Raw genomic sequence first — 19635 nt, 5'->3', positions numbered from 1 at the left:
CACCCGTGAGCGACAAGGCCGCGCTCCGCACCGCATTGCGGGCCGCCCGTGCGGCCGCCGCGCCGGTCGAGATCCGCGTCCCGGACGCGTTCCTGGCACGGCTCTCGCCCGGCCTGACCGTCGCCTCCTATGTTCCGATGGCTGGTGAGGCGGATCCCTCCCCCTTCGCACGCGCCGCTGTCGAGGCAGGGTGCGTCATCGCGCTTCCCCACGTCGTGCGCCGCGACCAGCCGATGCGGTTTCTCGCCTGGGAGACGGAGGCGGCGCTGATCGCAGGCCCCTTCGGGCTTCACCAGCCCCCGGCCGATGCCGCCGCGCTCGCCCCCGACATCATCCTGACCCCGCTGGTGGGGTTCGATCGCCACGGCAATCGCATCGGCCAGGGCGCAGGCTATTACGACCGCGCATTTCTCGCGCATCCCGACGCATGGCGAATCGGCATCGCGCTGGCGATCCAGGAGGTCGACGCGCTGACGCCCGACGCCTGGGACGTGCCGCTTCACGCCATTGCCACAGACAAGGACTGGATCACGCCATGACACCTAGCTGGCGCAAACCCGCCGGGATGCTCGGCATCCTCTTGCTGATCACGCTGTGGTGCGTCGCAATCGTCAGCCTGTCGACGATCGTCGGCAGCTGGCACTGGCTGGGCCAGCTGGCATTCTATCTCGTCACAGGGCTGATCTGGATAGCGCCGCTGAAACCCGTGCTGCGCTGGATGGAAACGGGGCGCTGATCCCGGTCGCTGTCCGGACGGCGGCTAAAATTTTAAAGGGGGGCTCGGCCACCCCTTAGGGTGGCGCGAGTGACGGGACTCGAACCCGCGACCTCCGGCGTGACAGGCCGGCGCTCTAACCAACTGAGCTACACCCGCATTCCCAATGACGAACTCTGCACAGCACCCGCAAACGGGTCTGGCAGTCGTCACCGTCGTAGACACTATCTCACACCATCGACGAACGATGGCGCGAGTGACGGGACTCGAACCCGCGACCTCCGGCGTGACAGGCCGGCGCTCTAACCAACTGAGCTACACCCGCTAAAACAGCGTGGAGGCGGCAACTAGGCGAGGGTTGGGATAGCGTCAACCCCCATTCAGCCGCCTGTTTCACGTTGGTCGTCGGACGCGTCCCCCCGACGGCGATTCCGCCCGCTTTTCTGCTGGACGAGCGTGCCGTGCTCGAACAGGAACCCTGCGATATCGGGCTTCCCCGCCGCGCCCAGCACGGTCTGGATGATGATCAGCAACGGCACCGCCAGCAACGCGCCGAGCGTGCCCCAGACCCAGCCCCAGAAGCTCAGAGAGATCAGGATCAGCAGCGGGCTGATCGTCAGCCGGTGGCCGACGATGAACGGCGTGATCGCATTCGCCTCAACGAGGTGCAGGCCGTACATCAAAGCCGGGGGAAGCAGCGCCATCCAGATGTCGGAGAACGTCATCAATCCGCCCAGCCCGAGCAGGAACGCGCCGATCACGGGTCCGAAATAGGGGATGTAGTTCAGCAGGGCGACGATCCCGCCCCACATCGCCGGATAGGGCATGCCGATCGCCCACAAGGCGGTGCCGGTCACAATCCCGAGCAGGACGTTGATGACCGTGATCGTGCCGAGATAGGCCGAGACGTCGTCGACCACGTCCTGAATCACGCGGGCGGTCGCCATCGCCCCGTCGAAGCTCGTGCGGCCCGTGATCGTCTGCCGCCGCATGCCCGTCCAGCCGGACAGGAAGAAGAACACGATCAGGATCCCGAACAGCAGCTGGACGATGACCGCCGGCGCGGATGTCGCGGCGAATTCCAGGATCGAACTCGGTGCCGCGACGCCCGCCGTCGCGGGCTGCTTGATCGGCGTCGACGCGACCTGCCGCAGCGTCTTGTTCACGTATTTCTCGAGGCTGGAATACAGATCAAGCAACGGCGCAAGGTTGCTCTGGATCCGGTCGAGCCGGGTCGGCAGCAGCCGGAAGAAGTCGGTTGCCGGCACGAGGATCGCAGCGATCGCGACATTGGCGGCAACCAGGAACACCAGGATGCACGCGAGCGCCGCGATCGGCGACGGCACGCCGCGCCGTTCGAGCCATTCGAGCACGGGAATCAGCGCGACGGCGATCACCAGCGCGGTCGTCAGCGGCAGGAAGAACTCTGCCCCTGCCTTCAACGCGAACGGCAAGGCGATGACCAGCCCGATCCCGGCGGTCAGCGTCAGCGCGGCGAGCAGGCGATCGCGCCGCTGCGCGATCCGCATCGCATCCTCGACACCGACGCCGAGGGCCGGCTCGAACACACCGTCCGCGCTGGCCGGCGTGGTCGCCCCACCCCCGGCGGGCGGCGGCCCTCCCTCATGGACGTCCGCCGTACCCGCCTGGGCCGTATAATCGTCGTTCGCCATGCCGTTACCCCTCGCTTGCCCTTCCCCTTGTCACAATCGGGGCGGCATTCAAGCGGTGTTGACGCTCCGCCTGCGCGATGCAGAACGAATCGCCCTAAACTATGATGCCGTGGCGGGAATCCGATCCGCAAAAAGCGATTGCAGGTCCTTTTTCAGGATCTTGCCGTTCGCGTTGCGGGGCAAGGTCTCGGGCACGAAGCGGATGGCGACGGGCGTCTTGAACGCCGCGAGCCGTTCGCGCACCCAGGCCTGCAGTTCCGCCTCGCTCGCCTGCGCACCGGGAGCGAGGTGGACGACGGCAACCGGCTCCTCGCCCAGCGTGCGGTGAGGCAGCCCGATCAGCGCGCAGTCGGTGACCGCGGGATGCGCATAGAGGACATTCTCAACCTCCGACGAATAGATGTTTTCGCCACCCCGAATGATCATGTCCTTGGCGCGGTCGACGATGTAGCAGAACCCCTCCTCGTCGAGGCGCGCGAGATCCCCCGTCCGCACCCAGCCGTCGATGAACGTCGTCGCGGTCGCCTCCGGCTTGTTCCAATAGCCCTTCACGATCATCGGCCCGCGCGCCCAGAGCTCGCCGACCTCGCCGACCGGAAGCTCGGTGACGCCGTCCTCCGCGACGATCTTCAGGTCGACGACCGGCGCGGGGGGGCCCGCGCTGCTCGGCCGGTTGAGATAATCCTCCGCGCCGTGATGCGTGACCGTCGCCATCGTCTCGGTCATGCCCCAGCCATTGCCGGGCAGCGCACCGAGCTCGCTATGGATGCGCCTGACCAGCTCGGGTGCCGAGGGCGCGCCACCATAGGCGATCGATTCGAGCGACGAGAGATCATAGTTGCCGCGGTCGGGATGCTCGATCAGCTGCCACGCGATCGTCGGCACGCCGCCGGTCACGTTCACTTTTTCGCGTTCGATGATCTCCATCGCGCGGACGGTGTCCCACTTGCGCATGAAGATCATCGTGCTCCCCGTCGCGATCACGCCCATCATGCCCGCCGAGCAGGCGGTGACGTGGAAGAGCGGGATGACCGTCAGCGTCACGCGCGGGGTCGGCTCGGGCGGCATCTCGCCGCGCCGCAGGGCCGAACGCGCGCCCGAATAGCCACCGGTCAGGATGTTCGACATCATGTTGCGATGCGTCCCCAGCGCCCCCTTGGGGGCACCGGTCGTGCCGCTCGTATAGAAGATCGTCGCATCGTCGTCGGGCGCGATCACCGCGTCGGGTAGCGGCTGGTCGGGCAGCGTCGCCCAATGCGACGACGCCCCTATCACGTCCTCCAGCGGCGCTGCGATGCCAGTCAGCGGCGCGACCGCGCGGCTGACCAGCACCTGCTCTAGCGACGGGATCGTCGCATAGATATCCTCGAGCCGGTGATGGCGTTCATCGTCGGTGATCAGGACCCGGGCACCCGAATCGGCGAGACCATAAGCCATCTCAGCACCCGTCCACCACGCGTTCAATGGCACCATCACCGCCCCGATCGCCGTCGCTGCGAAGAACGCGACCGGCCATTCCGGCAGATTGCGCATCGCCAGCGCGACGCGGTCGCCCGGTCCAATGCCCAGGGAATGCAGATGCGACGCCAGCGTCGTCACCGCGCGCCACGTCGCCTCATAGGTCACGCGCTCGTCTTCATAGATGGTGAAGACGCGCTCGCCATGTCCGCGCGCGGCCTCGATCAGGTAGCGCAGCGACGGCGGCGCATTCTTCCACACGCGCGTCGCGACCCCGCCGATCGTCACGGTCTCCATCTCGAACTTGCCGCCGGGCGCAGTCAGCCGCCGTTCGGTTTCCGCCATCGACATGACCGGCCAGTTGGGGTCCAGGGCGATGATTGGTTCATGAGCCAAGGCCAGCCTACTCCAAATATGAATTTCGGGTTTGGCTTATCCGCCAACCGGATGCACGTTTAGAGTTGATTTGCACGCCACTCAAGGCAATAGGAGTGCCCATGTTCGAACCGGGGGTATGGTGCATGCGGGGAAGCTGGCGATGACCGCCGCGTTCGCTGGGGCGGCTGAACGGCATGGCTTCGATCCGGCACGGCTCGCCGCGATCGATAGGCTGTTGAAAGACCGCTATATCGTCACCGGCAAGCTCCCCAATGCGCAGCTGCTGATCGCGCGCGACGGCGAAACCGTGCATTTCTCGCATCAGGGCCTCGCCCGCGAGGGCGGCGCGCCGATCGACGAGACCTCGCTGTTCCGGATCGCGTCGATGACCAAACCGATCACCTCGGTCGCGTTCATGATGCTGGTCGAACAGGGCCTCGTCGCGCTCGACGCGCCGGTCCATCACGTCCTGCCCGCGTTCAAGGGGATCGGCGTCTATAATGGCGGCGGTGCGGGGGTCCCCTTTGCGGTGAAACCGACCGCCGAGCCGATGCGGATGATCGACCTGCTCCGCCACACCTCGGGTCTGACCTACGGCTTCCAGAACCGGTCGAACGTCGACGCCGCCTATCGCGAAGGCAAGATCGAGAACTGGCACGGCAATCTCGATCTCGACGGGTTCGTCGCCGCGCTGGGCGCGCTGCCGCTCGAATTCTCGCCGGGGACCGCGTGGAATTATTCGGTGGCAACCGACGTGCTGGGTGCCGTCGTCGAGCGCGTCTCGGGCGTCACGCTCGACACCTTCTTCACGACGCGCATCTTCGTGCCGCTGAAGATGGACGACACGGGATTCCAGGTTCCTGCCGACAAGACGGATCGCCTGACCGATTGCTACACGGTCGCACCGGGCAAGGGGCGAACGATGCTCGATCGCGGCGAGAAGAGCGCGTGGAGCCGTCCGCCGACGCTGTTGTCGGGCGGGGGCGGGCTCGTCTCGACCGCGCTCGACTATCAGCGCTTTTGCCAGATGTGCCTCAACGGCGGCGAACTCGACGGTGCGCGGATCCTCGGCCGCAAGACGCTCGAACTCATGACCCAGAACCATCTGCCCGGCGGCGCCGATCTGACGACGATGTCCCGGTCTATGTTCAGCGAGGCGACGAATGCCGGCACCGGTTTCGGACTGGGCTTTGCGGTGACGATCGACCCGGTGCGGTCGATGATGCCGGGGTCGAAGGGCGAATATTACTGGGGCGGGATGTTCTCGACCGCCTTCTTCATCGATCCGGTCGAACGCCTGTCGATGGTCTTCATGACCCAGGTCTCGCCCAGCAGCCTCTACCCCATCCGCCGCGAGCTCAAGACGATGATCTACGCCGCCATGACCTGACCCGTCAGCGGCCGTCACCAGGAGAGAATAATGACCACCCCGATCCGCACCGAACGCCATGACGACGTTCTCGTCATCGTCTCGAACAACCCGCCGGTCAACGCGCTCGGCGCCGCAGTCCGCCAGGGGCTCGAGGCCGCGATCAAGGCCGGCGTCGCCGACGCGAGCATCACCGCAATGGTGATCCGCTGCGACGGCCGGACCTTCTTCGCGGGCGCCGACATCACCGAATTCGGCAAGCCAATGGTCGAGCCCGGCCTGCCGACCGTCGTCGACATGATCGAGGCGTCGTCCAAGCCCGTCGTCGCCGCGATCCACGGCACCGCGCTTGGCGGCGGCTGCGAAGTCACGCTCGGCTGCCATTACCGCGTCGCCGTCCCCTCGGCCAAGATCGGCACGCCCGAGGTCAAGCTCGGCCTGCTGCCCGGCGCGGGTGGCACGCAGCGCATCCCCCGCATCGCCGGCGTCAAGCTCGCGCTCGAGATGACTGCCAAGGGCGATCCGATCTCGGCGAAGACGGCGCTCGACGCCGGCCTGATCGACAAGATCGTCGGCGAGGACAGCCTGGAAGACGACGCGATCGCCTTCGCGCGCGAGATCGCGGCGAAGCGCCCCCTGCCCCGCGCGTCCGAGAAGACCGCGCAGGCCGATCCCGACGCGGTCGCCGCATTCAAGAAGGAGAACGCCCGCCGCTTCCGCAACTTCGACGCCCCCGCCGCCAACATCGCCTGCGTCGAGAAGGCCGCCGACGGGTCGAGCTTCGCCGACGGCATCGCGTTCGAGCGCGAACAGTTCATGGCGCTCATGATGGGCGTCCAGTCCGCCGCGCAGCGCCACATCTTCTTCGCCGAGCGCCAGGCCGCCAAGATCGACGACGTCCCCGCGGACACCAAACTGCGCGAGATCAAACGCGTCGGCGTGATCGGCGCGGGCACGATGGGCGGCGGCATCGCGATGAACTTCCTGTCCGCCGGCATCCCCGTCACGATCGTCGAGATGCAGCAGGAGGCGCTCGACCGCGGCACCGGCGTCGTCCGCAAGAATTACGAGGCGACCGCGGCCAAGGGCCGGATGAAGCCCGAACAGGTCGAACAGGCGATGGCCGCGCTCAAGCCCACGCTCGACTTCGCCGATCTCGCCGAATGCGACCTGATCATCGAGGCGGTGTACGAGACGATGGAGGTGAAGAAGGACATCTTCACGCGTCTCGACGCAATCGCCAAGCCCGGCGCGATCCTCGCCTCGAACACTTCCTATCTGAACATCGACGAGATCGCGGCGTGCACGAAGCGGCCCGAGGACGTCGTGGGCATGCACTTCTTCTCGCCTGCCAACGTCATGAAACTGCTCGAGGTGGTTCGCGGTGACAAGACCGCGAACGACGTGCTCGCGACCGTCATGGCGCTTGCCAAGAAGATCAGGAAGGTCGCGGTGGTCGCGGGCGTCACCTATGGCTTCATCGGCAACCGCATGCTGATGCCGCGCCAGGTCGAGGCGACCAAGCTGCTGCTCGAAGGCGCGAGCCCCGAGCAGATCGACCGCGTCCACGTCGCGTTCGGCATGCCGATGGGCCCGTTCCAGATGAGCGACCTCGCCGGCGTCGACATCGGCTGGCACCGCGACCCGAGCCGGATCGAGAATATCCGCGATGCGCTGGCGGCCGAGAACCGCTGGGGCCAGAAGACCAAGGCGGGCTTCTACGACTATGACGAGAAGCGCACGCCGTCGAACTCCCCCCGCGTCGCCGAGATCATCGACGATTTCCGCGCCAAGTCGGGCGTCACCCCGCGCGAGATCAGCGACGAGGAGATCGTCGCGCGCACGCTCTACACGATGGTCAACGAAGGCGCGCTGATCCTCGAAGAGGGCAAGGCGCAGCGTGCGTCCGACGTCGATGTCGTCTGGATCTACGGTTACGGCTGGCCGGTCTATCGCGGCGGGCCGATGTTCTGGGCGCAGTCGGAAGGCTTGCCAAAGGTCGTCGCCGGGCTCGAAAAATACGGCTTCCCGGTTGCCAAGTCGCTCAAGGACGCCGCCGCGAGCGGTGGGAAGATCAAGTAAATTCTACGCCCTCTCCCCTCGGGGGAGAGGGCCGGGGTGAGGGGCAGCCAAGCCGTGCTCCGCCCCTGGCAGCCCCTCACCCCACCCTCTCCTCGCAGGGGAGAGGGAGAAAGGAAGACCCGATGACCGACCTCGACACCTTCCGCACCGAAACCCGCGCCTGGCTCGCGGAAAACTGCCCGCCCGAGATGCGCAAGCCCGTCCGCTCGGAGGACGATGTCTGCTGGGGCGGTCGCCAGTTTAAGCCAACGAGCCCCGCGCAGAAGGACTGGCTCGACCGGATGGCCGCCAGGGGCTGGACCGTCCCCGACTGGCCCAAGGCCTATGGTGGGGGCGGCCTGTCGCCCGCCGAGACCAAGATCCTGCGCGAGGAGATGGCAGCGATCAAGGCACGCAACCCGCTCAACTCGTTCGGTATCTCGATGCTTGGGCCGGCGTTGCTCAAATATGGCACCGAGGAGCAGAAGCTCGACCACCTCACCAAGATCGCGCGCGGCGAGATCCGCTGGTGCCAGGGGTATTCCGAACCCAATGCCGGCTCCGATCTCGCCGGGCTCGCCACCTCGGCCGAGGACAAGGGCGACCATTATCTCGTCAACGGCCAGAAGGTCTGGACCAGCTATGCCGACAAGGCCGACTGGATCTTCTGCCTCGTCCGCACCGACAAGACGTCGAAGCAGGGCGGGATCAGCTTCGTGCTGTTCGACATGGCCACCCCCGGCGTCTCGACCAAGCCGATCCTGCTGATCAGCGGCAATTCGCCCTTCTGCGAGACCTTCTTCGACAATGTCGAGGTCCCCAAGGTCAACCGCGTGTACGAGGAGAACAAGGGCTGGGACGTCGCCAAATATCTGCTCGGTCACGAACGCGAGATGATCTCGGGCATGGGGCTCGCCTCGTCGGGCGGCAACCCGCTGATCGACGGCGCGATCGCCACCGTCGGGCTCGGCCATGACGGCCGCCTCGCCGACCCGCTGCTCCGCGCGTCGATCGCGCTGTTCGAGGTGCGCGCCAAGGCGTTCGGGGCGATGTCCGAACGTTTCATCGATGAACTCAAGGCAGGCAAGGCCCACCCCGCGCAGCCGAGCATGATGAAATATTACGGCACCGAGCTGAACAAGTCGCGCTACGAACTGATGATGGCGGCGGGCGGCTCCGACGCGCTCGAATGGGAGAGCGACCGCTCGCGCGGCGGTGCGATCCCGCGCTCGTGGCTGCGCACCAAGGCAAACTCGATCGAGGGCGGGACGAGCGAGATCCAGCTCAACATCATCGCCAAGCGGATCCTCGAACTGCCGGCCTGAGCTCTACCGTTCTCCCGCGAAAGCGGGAGCCCAGAATCACGAACGCTGCGCGCGGGGCTCCTGAGCCCCCGCCTCCGCGGGGGAACAGAAATGCCACTCTATCTCGATGACGACCAGACCGTCCTTCAGGACACGATCCGCGACTTCGTCGCCGAACACGCCCCCGTCAGCCATATGCGCGCGCTGCGTGATGCGGAGGACGCCACGGGCTTTTCGCGCGACCTGTGGAAGCAGTTCGCCGAGATGGGCTTCACCGGCATCCTGATCGGCGATGACCAGGGCGGACTCGGCCTCGGCCATATCGAGGCGGGCGTCGTGCTCGAACAGATCGGTCGCAACCTGTCGCCCTCCCCGTTCCTGACCACCGCCGTTGCCGCGGTCGAGGCGCTCAAGGGCACCGGCCAGGCCGAGCGCTGGTTCCCCGGCATCATCGCCGGCGAAACGGTAGCAGCGCTGGCGATCGACGAGGCCGCCAAGCACCGCGACAGCATCGCGATGACCGCCGAACGCGCCGGCAACGGTTTTAAACTGACCGGCGCAAAGCGCTTCGTCGCGCATGGCCACACCGCCGACCTGATCATCGTCGCCGCGCGCACCGCAGGCGGCGCGGACGATGCCGACGGCATCACCTTGTTCGCGGTGCCGAAGGACGCCGCCGGGCTCAGCGCGAACGCCGAACGCCTCGCCGATGCGAGCCTGGCCGCACGGCTCGACTTCGACGGGGTCGAGGTCGATGCCGACGCGGTGATCGGCGAGGTCGATGCCGGCCGCGCGCCGCTCGACCGCCTGCTCCGCGCGGGTCGCACCGGCGCGTCCGCCGAGCTGCTCGGCGTCGGCGGCGGCGCGATGGACATGACGATCGGCTATATGAAGCAGCGCAAACAGTTCGGCACGCTGATCGGCAGCTTCCAGGCGCTCCAGCACCGCGCCGCGCATCTCTATTCGGAGATGGAGGTCGCGCGCGCCGCGGTCCTGAAGGCCCAGCAGCTGCTCGATCTGGGCCACGACAAGGCCGACGAGGCCGTTTCGGTCGCCAAGGCGATGACCGCGCTCGCGACGACGCTCAGCGTGCAGGAAAGCGTGCAGATGCACGGTGGCATCGGCATGACCGACGAATATGACATCGGCTTCTACATGAAGCGCGCGCGCGTGCTGGCCGAACTGTTCGGCGACGCCAACTTCCATGCCGACCGGCTGGCCATCGCCGCGGGCTATTGACCCGAACTTGTACCCCCGCGAAGGCGGGGCCCAGACTGGGCTCCCGCCGTTGCGGGAGACCAAGGAGGTCAAATGCCTGACGAAACTGCCGAAGTAACATCCCAAGCCCTAGCCCAGGGCCTCGTCGACCTGCTCGAGATCGACGAGGTCGACACCGACCTCTATGTCGGCAAGCGGCAGCCCGGCGGCGTCGGCCGCGTGTTCGGTGGACAGGTGATCGCGCAGGCGCTCCAGGCCGCGCAGCGCTCGACCGAGGCGCCCAAGGCCGCGCATTCGCTTCACGCCTATTTCATGCGGCCGGGCAACGAGGACTACCCGATCGTCTACCGCGTCGTCCGCGATTTCGAGGGCCGCAGCTTTGCCACGCGTCGCGTCATCGCGATGCAGAAGGGCCAGCCGATCCTCAACATGGCAGCGTCGTTCCAGACCCCCGAGGCCGGGCTCCACCATCAGGACGCGATGCCCGACGTCGCGCCGCCCGAGGAGCTGCGCTCCGATCGTGACCTGCGGCTGGAGAATATCGACGGCATTCCCGAGAAGTTTCGTGCGCACATGCTGCGCTGGCGCCCGATCGAGGTCCGCCCGGTCAACCCACGCAGCTGGATCGATCCGCCCGCGCAGGCACCGAACCATGCCAACTGGTTTCGGATCGTGGCGCCGATCGGCGATGACCCGGCGATGCACCGCGCGGTCCTGTCCTATGCCTCGGACATGGCGTTGCTGGGAACCGCGCTGCTGCCGCACGGGATCAACTGGATCACGCCAGGTCTGCAGACCGCCAGCCTCGATCATTCGCTATGGCTGCACGAGGATTTCCGCGCGGACGACTGGCTGCTCTATGCCTGCGATGCCCCCTGGTCGGGCCATGCGCGCGGCTTCAACCGCGGCAAGATCTTCTCCCGCGACGGACGGCTGGTCGCGAGCGTCGCGCAGGAGGGGCTGATCCGGATGCGAAAATAACCTTGGTTTACGCGGGTTAACCCGGTCTTCGTAAATTCCGATTAGTCCCGCGCGATCATTCTCCGGGATCATCGGCATGCAGCGCCTTCTCTATATCAGCACCTCGCGTGGCCGTGTGACACAGCCGGTCATCGACGAGATTCTGCGGGTCTCGCGGCGCAACAATGCCGCCGCGGGCGTGACCGGTCTGCTCATCGCTGGCGGCAACAGGTTCCTTCAGGTGCTCGAAGGCGATGATCTCGCCGTGTCGCGCACCTTCGATCGCATCCAGCGCGACGACCGGCATTTCGCGATGGTGCAGCTCGCGAAACAGACGATCACCGAGCGCAGCTTCGGCAGCTGGTCGATGGGATTTGCCAGCGGCGCCGCGCTTGGCGGTGGCGCGACGTCGCCCGCCGCCACGATCGCGGCCCTGATCGCGCCGATCGAGGATCCGACGCTACGCGGCTATTTCACCGGTTTCGCCGACCTCCATCTCTCAGCCGCCTGAGCGGACTGCCTCAGGCTGCGGTCTTGCCGTAATCCTGCCGCGTCACCGGATGGCTCGACGACAATCCGCCATCGACCACGATCGCCTGACCATTGACGTAGCTTGCGTCATCGGAGGCGAGGAACACCGCGACCCGGGCAAGCTCCTCGGGCTGCGCGCCGCGGTGGAGCGGGTTGAGACGGCCGACGCGGTCCATCTTGTTGGCCTCGCGCGCATAGTCGAACACCGGCTTGGTCATTCCCGTCTCGGTCAGCCCGGGGCAGATCGCATTGACCCGGACGTTCGCACCGGACAGCTGCTGCGCCGACACCGCAGCCAGGTTGATCACCCCCGCCTTGGACGCGGAATAGGCCGGCGACCCTGCGCCCGACCGTAACCCGGCGACGCTCGCGGTCAGGACGATCGCGCCGCCCCTGCGCGTCTCGGCCCCGCGCGCGACGATCCGTGGTGCCGCGTGCTTGATGGCGAGGAACGGACCGATCAGATTGACCCGCAGCACTTCGGTGATCAGCGCGACGTCGGTGTCGAAGAGATTGGCCATGCCGCCCGAGATGCCGGCATTGGCGAACAGCACGTCGAGCCCGCCATATGTATCACAGGCGAGCGCGACCATGCGAATCACGTCCTCCTCCTCCCCCGCGTCGACGCGGATCGGGGTGGCGACGCCGCCGGCCTGGCTGATCAGATGCGCTGTCTCGTCCGCACCCTCGGTACGGTCCGCGACGACGACACGCCCGCCCTCCGCCGCGAACAGCAATGCCGCCGCCCGGCCGATGCCGGATCCTGCGCCGGTGACGATGATCGACCTGTTCTCGAACCGCATGATGCCCTCCCCTTCAGATCGTGACGCCGCCGTCGATGACCAGCGTCTGCCCGGTCATGAAACGGCTCGCGGATGCGGCGAGAAACACCACCGCGCCCGCGATTTCCTCGGGTTCGCCGATGCGTCGCAGCGGCACGCGGGTATTCGCCGCCGCGATCCGCTCGGGATCCTCCCACAGCACGCGCGCGAAATCGGTGCGGATCAGTCCTGGCGCGATACAGTTCACACGGACGCCCGACGGGCCGAACTCGACCGCGAGATTGCGCGCGAGCTGCATGTCGGCGGCCTTGCTGATGCAATAGGCGCCAATGACCGGCGATCCGCGAAGCCCGCCGATCGAGGAGATGATGATGATGCTGCCGTCGCGCTGCTCCGTCATGCCGGGGGCGACCATCTGGATCAGCCAGTGGTTGGAAACGATGTTGTTGTCGAGGATCTTGCGGAACTGGTCGTCGCCGATCCCCGCCTGGGGCCCGTAATAGGGGTTGGAGGCGGCGTTGCAGACCAGCACGTCGATACGGCCGAACGCGCTGCGGGTTGTGTCGACGAGATGCTGGAGCGCCGCCTTGTCGGCGATGTTCGCCGCGACCGCAATCGCGCGGCCCTCGCCGTAGCGCGCGTTGATCTCCGCAGCGACCGCATCGCACGCCTCCTGTTTCCGGCTGGAGATCACGACCCTCGCGCCATGTGCCGCCAGCTCGAAAGCGCTCGCCTTGCCGATCCCGCGCGACGATCCGGTGATGATCGCGACCTTTCCGGTCAGGTCGAACTGCGTCATGCCCTGCCTCTCCCCTTCTGCCTGCGGGACGTGCGTCACGCGCCCGCCTTCACCGCAAAGCCCCATGCCGCATCCGCCAGCGCGTGCACCTTGGCGACCGTCGCCTCGGCCTGCGCGCTAGACGCGGTGCCGTCGATGATGCGTTTCTTGATCCCCTGGACGATCCCGGTGAGGCGGAAGAGGTTATAGGAGAAATACCAGTTGAGATCGGGGACGCCGTCCCGCCCGGTCGCAGCGCAATAGCGCGCGACGACCTGCTCGATCGTCGGAATCCCGGTCTCCGGACCGGTCAGGCCGAGCACCCCCGACCGGCCTTCGGGCTCGGTCACCCAGCTCATCAGCATGTAGGAAAAGTCGGCGAGCGGATCGCCGAGCGTCGACAGCTCCCAGTCGAGCACCGCGATGACCTTCGCCCCCGCGCCGTCCGTAGAGTGAGCGAAGATCATGTTGTCGATACGGTAGTCGCCGTGGACGATCGACGTCCGCGTCTGGTCGGGCAAGGTGCGCGGCAACCATTCGATCAGCCGCTCGACCGCTTCCATCCGCTCGGTCTCCGCCGCGCGATATTGCTTGGTCCAGCGCCCCACCTGCCGCTCGAAATAATTGCCGGGCTTGCCATAGGATGCGAGCCCCGCCGCCGCATAATCGGTGTTGTGAAGCGCGGCGAGCGCGTCGATCATCGCGTCATAATGCGCGCGGCGCTCGGCGGGCGTCGCACCCGGCATCGCGCCGTCCCAGATCGTCCGACCCTCGACCATTTCCATCACATAGAACGGCGCGCCGATGACGTCGGGATCCTCGCATAGCCCGTACGGCCGGGGCACCGGAAAGCCTGTCGGATGAAGCCCGGCGATCACCGCATATTCGCGCTCGACCGCATGCGCCGAGGGCAGGATCGGCCCGAACGGCTTGCGGCGCAGGACATAGGCGCGCGCCGGTGTGTCGAGCCGATAGGTGGGATTCGACTGGCCGCCGGCGAATTTGGCATAGGTGAGCGGCCCGGCAAAGCCTTCGACAGCCTCCGTCATCCATGCCGTCAGACGGTCGAGATCGAGCCGGTCCCGCTCGCCGACCGGGATCGTACCGACCATCGTGCTGGCTGCGTCGCCGCTCATGAAAAGGTAATCACGCTGCGCGTCGTGTCGCCGCGGCGCAATTCGTCGAACGCGTCGTTGATCCGTTCGAGCGGCATGCGGTCCGCGATGATCGTGTCGAGATCGAGCAGCCCGCGCATGTAGAAGTCGACGAGCCGCGGGATGTCGACCGGAAACCGGTTCGACCCCATGAACCCGCCCTGCAGCCGCTTGCCCGACAGCAGGTCCATCGCCGACAGCCCGACCTTCTCGCCCAGCGGCATCATCCCCAGGATCGTCGCGGTCCCGCCGCGCCGCAGCACCTTGACCGCGGTCGCCGCCGACTGCGTCCGGCCGACCGCCTCGATCGCATGGTGGACGCCGCCCTTCGTCAGCGCGACGACCTCGTCCGCGGCGGTCTCGGACAACGCGTCGAAGCTGTGCGTCGCGCCGAGCTTCTCCGCCATCGCGCGCTTCTCCGGCACCGGATCGAGCGCGATGATCTTTCCCGCACCCGCGATCTTCGCCGCGTTCACCGCTGCCAGCCCGATCCCGCCGCACCCGACGACGCACACCGTCTCGCCCGGCGTCACGTCAGTCGTGTTGAACACCGCGCCTGCCCCGGTCGTGATCGCGCAGCCGAGCAGCGCCGCACGGTCCATCGGCATGTCGCGGTCGATCGCGACACAGGCATGTTCGTGCACCAGCATCATCTCGGCATAGGCGCTCAGGTTGAGCATCTGCGCGATCGGCCGGTCACCCAGCATCAGCCGCGGCGGCGCGCCCTTCGGACGCCGCACCGAGCTGTCGACGCAGAGCGCCATGCGACCGGTCACGCAAAACTCACAGTGGCCGCAAAACGCCGAGAGGCAGGTGACGACATGGTCGCCCACCTTGACCATGGCGACCTCGTCACCGACCGCCTCGACCACGCCGCACGCCTCGTGCCCCGGAATCGTCGGCATCGCATGCGGATAGGCGCCGTCGACGAAGTGCAGGTCGGAGCGACACACCCCGACCGCGACGGTACGGATCAACACCTCGCGCGGACCCGGCTTCGAGACGGTGACGTCCTCGATGCTGAGCGGGGTGTTGGCTTCGAAAAGGACTGCGGCTTTCATGGGTGGTCTGGCTCCAGATTTGGCGGGCGCGCAATCAAAAATGCCGTTCTTCCTGAGCAAAGTCGAAGGACTGGCTCGTTCGGGGCAATGTCCTTCGACTGCGCTCAGGACGAACGGGACAGGGTTAGCGGCTCACCCCGACATCCCCGCTCGACACGCCGCCTTTGCGAAAGTCCCCGTATTTGCCGAATTCGTTGCGCGCGATCGACCGGTTGTGGACCTCGTCGGGACCATCGGCGAAGCGCAGCGTCCGCATTGCCGCCCAGTCGTGCGCAAGCCGGAAATCGTCCGACACGCCGCCGCCGCCATGCGCCTGGATTGCATCGTCGAGGATCCTCAGCGCCATGTTCGGCGCGGCGACCTTGATCATCGAGATCTCGATCTGCGCGGATTTGTTGCCGGCCTTGTCCATCATGTCCGCGGCCTTCAGGCACAGCAGCCGCGTCATCTCGATATCGATCCGCGCGGTCGCGATCCGCTCCTCCCAGACCGAGAAATCGGCGATCCGCTTGCCGAACGCGACACGGCTCAGCAGCCGCTTCGCCATCGCCTCGATCGCGGTCTCCGCGACGCCGATCGTCCGCATGCAATGGTGGATGCGGCCCGGCCCGAGCCGCCCCTGCGCAATCTCGAACCCGCGTCCTTCGCCCAGCAGCACGTTCTCGACCGGCACGCGGACATTCTCGAGCACGACCTCGCCATGCCCGTGCGGCGCGTGGTCATAGCCATAGACGGACAGCATCCGCTTGATCGTCACGCCGGGCGTGTCCATCGGCACCAGGATCTGGCTCTGCTGCTGGTGCCGCGATCCCTCGAAGCTCGTCTTGCCCATGACGATCGCGATCTTGCAGCGCGGATCGCCGACCCCCGACGACCACCATTTCGTCCCGTTGATCACATAATGATCGCCATCGCGGACCATCGACGTCTCGATATTGGTCGCATCCGACGACGCCACCGCAGGCTCGGTCATCAAAAAGGCGGACCGGACCTCGCCGCGCATCAGCGGGCCGAGCCACGCCTCCTTCTGCTCGCGCGTTCCATAGCGATGGAATACCTCCATATTGCCTGTATCGGGCGCCGAGCAGTTGAAACATTCGCTCGCCCAGCTGACCTTGCCCATCTCCTCGGCGCATAACGCATATTCAAGATTGGTCAGCTGCGTCCCCTCGAATACGAAGCTGTCATCGACGTGAGTCTGCCCGGAATGGGGGGGCATGAAAAAATTCCACAGCCCCGTGGCTTTGGCCTTTTCCTTCATCTCCTCGATCACCGGAATCACCTTCCAGCGCTCGCCATGGTGGGCCTGCGCGTCGTAATCGGCCTGACGCGGGCGGATATTCTGGTCGATGAAGTCGCGCACGCGATCTCGGAAATAGGTCTCTCGGTCGCTGAAGCTGAAATCCATGCGGGCTCTCCATCGGTCCACGGTCTGGCGGTCGATTAGACCATACCGCGTATTCGGTAAAGCATCCCGGAGCCTGCCGAAAGCCGGTTTTCCACTCGGCCACGAAAGCGCCTAAAAAGCACTGTAACTTCAAATCGAAGCTGTTAGGGTATTTTGATGAAGGTTCCGGCAGAGGCGATCGAAGACGGCGAACAGGGCACGAAGCGCTTCCGTGCCAAGCGTGACGCCATCCTCGCCGCAGCCGCAGAGGCGATCAACGAGCAAAGCGCCAAGGGCATGACCTTCGCGGACGTTGCGCGGCGCGTCGGGCTCAACACGACGAGCGTTACTTACTATTTCAAGCGCAAGGAAGACCTTGCCGCCGCCGCGTTCGAGAACACGCTCGATTATTTGCTGCGGATGCTCGACGAGGCGATGGTCGAACCGACCCCGCAGGCGCGCGTCGCCCGCTATCTCGCGCTCAACATGGCGCGGCTCGGCCGGATCCAGCGCGGCGAGGAAAAGGCGTTCGCGGTCCTCTCCGATCTGCGCGCCACCGAAGACCCGATCCGCAGCCGGCTGATGAACGGCTGGCGCGAGGTGTTCCGCCGCACCCGCCTCCTCTGGGGCCCGTCGACCGGCCGCGCGCAGACCGACATTCAGAGCGCGCGCGCGCACGTCCTGCTCGAAAATACCTTCTGGTTGCCGATCTGGCTGACGCGCTACGAGCCCGACCAATATGCCCGTGTCGAGGCGCGGTTGATGGACGTGTTCGCGCACGGCATCGCCGGGCCGGGCGCGCGCTGGGCGCCGACGCTGCTCGATCTCAGCCATGACGATGCCGAGCCGGGGCGCGAGGCGTTCCTGCTAGCGGCGACGCGGCTGATCAACGAACTCGGCTATCGCGGCGCCTCGGTGCAAAAGATCGCGTCCGAACTGAACGTCACCAAGGGCAGCTTCTACCACCATCTCGATGCCAAGGACGATCTGGTCATTGCCTGTTATCGCCGCAGCTTCGATACGATCGCCGATGCGCAAGGCCGCGGTGAGGCCGAGGGCGGCAGCTATTGGCACAAGCTGTCGAGCACGGTTGCGACGCTGCTCGACGTCCAGTTCGCCGAGCGCGGTCCGCTGCTCCGCACGACCGCGCTCAGCGGCCTGCCGCCGAGCGTCCGCGACGCGATGGTCGAGCGGTCCAACGGGATCGCGCGGCGCTACGCGGGGATGATGATGGACGGGATCGGCGAAGGCTCGATCCGCGCGGTCGATGCGCTGATCGCCGCACAGGCGCTGATGGCGGTCCAGAATGCCGCCTTCGACATGCGCAAATGGGCGTCGACCATGCCGCGCGAACGGGCCGTGGCGATGTATGCCTCGACGCTGATGTACGGCCTGTTCGACGATTGATCGGCAGAGGGGCGGCGGGGACCGGCACAGGCTGCGTGCCGCGCCGGTCCCCGCCCCCCACGCCTCACGCCGCCGCGAGCGCGGCCTGATCCTCGGCGTGCTTGAGCAGCACGCCCGCACGCCAATAATGATAGAGCGCCCAAGGCGTCATCATCACGATGATGACCAGCGCATAGCGTAGTGATTCCTCGCCAAAGGTCGGCTTCAACAGGTCGCTCAGCCACCCGACCATCGTCGGGCCGAGGCCAAGGCCGACCAGGTTGATGACCAGCAGCGTGATCGCCGCCCACATCGCACGGGTCTTCAGCGGTGCGAGATGCTGGATCAGCGCGAAGCTCGGCCCCAGATAGGAGTTGGCGAAGATCAGGTAGATGAAATAGCTGCCGATCGCGATTGCCGGCACGTCGATCAGGTAGAAGGCCAGCGCGAAGGGCAGCGACAGCCCCTTCATGACGAGCACGACCCAGCTCTGCACGTGAAGGCCGTGGCGCTTGGCGAGGACATCGGCGATCTTGCCGCCGGCGAGCGCCGAGATTGCCCCGAACAGGGCACCCGGCAGCGCGATATAGCGCGATACGTCGAGCATCGAGATACCCAGCGATCGCTGCATGAAGCTCGGCCCCCACCCCGTCAGCGCGTACCCGATCATCGAGGTCAGGGTCACGCCGACGACGAGATGCCGCGCGGGCGCGCTCGCCCACATCGAGGCAAAGCCCTGCGCGACGCTCGGCATCGGCGCTGGCGCAGCGACCGGACCGGCGTCCGAAAGGCCGCGACGCGGTTCGACCATGAACAGCCGGACGAGCACCGCCAGCGCGATACCGGGCAGCCCGACGGTCATCATCGCCACCCGCCAGCCATAGCTGTGTGCGACGACGCCACCGATCAGCGTCCCGAACCCCGCCCCCAGCACCACGCCGAGCGAATAGACCGCCATCGCACCCGCGCGCTTTTCGGGGGGATAGAGATCGGCGATGATCGAATGGCTGGGCGGGCTGGACCCGGCCTCGCCGATCCCGACGCCGATGCGGAACAGCATGAGTTGGGTGAAGTTTTGCGCCAGACCACACATCGCGGTCATCGCGCTCCAGATCGTCAGGCTCACCGCGATGATGTTGCGGCGGCTTGTCCGGTCGGCCAGTCGCGCGACCGGGATGCCGAGCGTGGCGTAGAAGATCGCGAACACCAGTCCCGAGAGCAGCCCGAGCTGCGTGTCGGTCAGCACCAGGTCCGCCTTGATCCGTTCGAGCAGGATCGCGAGGATCTGCCGATCCATATAGCTGAAGAAATAGGTGAGCGTGAGCAGGGTGAGCGTCAGGCCGCGGCGCTTCATGGCCAGGGAATCGGCGATGTCGGAATGCGTCTTCAACGCTGTCGCCATGGTCATCCTCTCGTATCG

The 19635-nt window shown here is 66.4% G+C and carries 17 protein-coding genes and 2 tRNA genes; 9 read left to right on the top strand and 10 right to left on the bottom strand.

Annotated features, from left to right (window positions below):
- Positions 1-5 precede the first annotated feature (5 nt).
- A complete protein-coding gene (locus NEF64_RS06225; protein WP_056406201.1) occupies positions 6-539 on the top strand; it encodes a 5-formyltetrahydrofolate cyclo-ligase in 534 nt (177 codons plus the stop codon).
- Complete coding sequence (locus tag NEF64_RS06220; protein ID WP_031396564.1) at positions 536-736, top strand: DUF2842 domain-containing protein; 201 nt, start codon at positions 536-538, stop codon at positions 734-736. Before NEF64_RS06225 ends, NEF64_RS06220 begins: the two co-directional genes overlap by 4 nt.
- Positions 737-797: 61 nt before the next feature.
- Here NEF64_RS06220 and NEF64_RS06215 read toward each other — a convergent pair.
- The 4 genes from NEF64_RS06215 to NEF64_RS06200 form a co-directional block, all read right to left on the bottom strand.
- Positions 798-874: transfer RNA gene (locus tag NEF64_RS06215), tRNA-Asp, on the bottom strand.
- Positions 875-963: 89 nt separating this feature from the next.
- Positions 964-1040, bottom strand: a tRNA-Asp gene (locus tag NEF64_RS06210).
- 55 nt (positions 1041-1095) lie between these two features.
- Positions 1096-2244, bottom strand: coding sequence for an AI-2E family transporter (locus NEF64_RS06205; protein ID WP_081874318.1), 1149 nt, complete (start codon positions 2242-2244; stop codon positions 1096-1098).
- A 243-nt stretch (positions 2245-2487) separates the two neighbouring features.
- Entirely contained in the window at positions 2488-4197 is a 1710-nt protein-coding gene (locus NEF64_RS06200) for a class I adenylate-forming enzyme family protein (RefSeq protein WP_056406200.1), read from the bottom strand.
- A gap of 187 nt (positions 4198-4384) precedes the next feature.
- Between NEF64_RS06200 and NEF64_RS06195 the strand changes: the two genes are divergently transcribed.
- From NEF64_RS06195 to NEF64_RS06170, 6 genes are all read left to right on the top strand, one after another.
- On the top strand, positions 4385-5614 hold the full coding sequence (locus tag NEF64_RS06195) for a serine hydrolase domain-containing protein (RefSeq protein ID WP_252574716.1): 1230 nt from the start codon (positions 4385-4387) through the stop codon (positions 5612-5614).
- A gap of 30 nt (positions 5615-5644) precedes the next feature.
- Positions 5645-7675: a 3-hydroxyacyl-CoA dehydrogenase NAD-binding domain-containing protein gene (locus NEF64_RS06190; protein WP_252574714.1), complete on the top strand. Its 2031-nt coding sequence runs from the start codon at positions 5645-5647 to the stop codon at positions 7673-7675.
- A 122-nt stretch (positions 7676-7797) separates the two neighbouring features.
- Entirely contained in the window at positions 7798-8979 is a 1182-nt protein-coding gene (locus NEF64_RS06185) for an acyl-CoA dehydrogenase family protein (protein ID WP_056406198.1), read from the top strand.
- A 90-nt stretch (positions 8980-9069) separates the two neighbouring features.
- On the top strand, positions 9070-10197 hold the full coding sequence (locus tag NEF64_RS06180) for an acyl-CoA dehydrogenase family protein (protein ID WP_056406197.1): 1128 nt from the start codon (positions 9070-9072) through the stop codon (positions 10195-10197).
- Positions 10198-10269: 72 nt separating this feature from the next.
- Positions 10270-11157, top strand: coding sequence for an acyl-CoA thioesterase (locus NEF64_RS06175; RefSeq protein WP_056406196.1), 888 nt, complete (start codon positions 10270-10272; stop codon positions 11155-11157).
- 76 nt (positions 11158-11233) lie between these two features.
- A complete protein-coding gene (locus tag NEF64_RS06170) occupies positions 11234-11647 on the top strand; it encodes a BLUF domain-containing protein (protein ID WP_252574712.1) in 414 nt (137 codons plus the stop codon).
- Positions 11648-11657: 10 nt separating this feature from the next.
- On the opposite strand, the gene NEF64_RS06165 is transcribed toward NEF64_RS06170, so the two are convergent.
- The 5 genes from NEF64_RS06165 to NEF64_RS06145 form a co-directional block, all read right to left on the bottom strand.
- Entirely contained in the window at positions 11658-12470 is an 813-nt protein-coding gene (locus NEF64_RS06165; RefSeq protein ID WP_056406194.1) for an SDR family NAD(P)-dependent oxidoreductase, read from the bottom strand.
- Positions 12471-12483: 13 nt separating this feature from the next.
- A complete protein-coding gene (locus NEF64_RS06160; protein WP_056406407.1) occupies positions 12484-13248 on the bottom strand; it encodes an SDR family NAD(P)-dependent oxidoreductase in 765 nt (254 codons plus the stop codon).
- A gap of 35 nt (positions 13249-13283) precedes the next feature.
- Complete coding sequence (locus NEF64_RS06155; protein ID WP_056406193.1) at positions 13284-14363, bottom strand: phosphotransferase family protein; 1080 nt, start codon at positions 14361-14363, stop codon at positions 13284-13286.
- Complete coding sequence (locus NEF64_RS06150) at positions 14360-15442, bottom strand: Zn-dependent alcohol dehydrogenase (RefSeq protein WP_056406192.1); 1083 nt, start codon at positions 15440-15442, stop codon at positions 14360-14362. Before NEF64_RS06150 ends, NEF64_RS06155 begins: the two co-directional genes overlap by 4 nt.
- A gap of 124 nt (positions 15443-15566) precedes the next feature.
- Positions 15567-16850, bottom strand: coding sequence for an acyl-CoA dehydrogenase family protein (locus NEF64_RS06145; RefSeq protein WP_056406191.1), 1284 nt, complete (start codon positions 16848-16850; stop codon positions 15567-15569).
- 156 nt (positions 16851-17006) lie between these two features.
- Here NEF64_RS06145 and NEF64_RS06140 point away from each other — a divergent pair, with 156 nt between their 5' ends.
- A complete protein-coding gene (locus NEF64_RS06140; protein ID WP_056406190.1) occupies positions 17007-18236 on the top strand; it encodes a TetR/AcrR family transcriptional regulator in 1230 nt (409 codons plus the stop codon).
- Between the two features lie 64 nt (positions 18237-18300).
- Here NEF64_RS06140 and NEF64_RS06135 read toward each other — a convergent pair whose 3' ends face one another.
- Positions 18301-19623: a spinster family MFS transporter gene (locus NEF64_RS06135; protein ID WP_235516355.1), complete on the bottom strand. Its 1323-nt coding sequence runs from the start codon at positions 19621-19623 to the stop codon at positions 18301-18303.
- Between the last annotated feature and the right edge of the window lie 12 nt (positions 19624-19635).

Source organism: Sphingomonas aerolata (assembly GCF_023935825.1).
Lineage (GTDB): Bacteria > Pseudomonadota > Alphaproteobacteria > Sphingomonadales > Sphingomonadaceae > Sphingomonas > Sphingomonas aerolata.
Note: the sequence above shows the minus strand (reverse complement) of the source record. Positions and strands in the feature narration are given on the sequence as shown.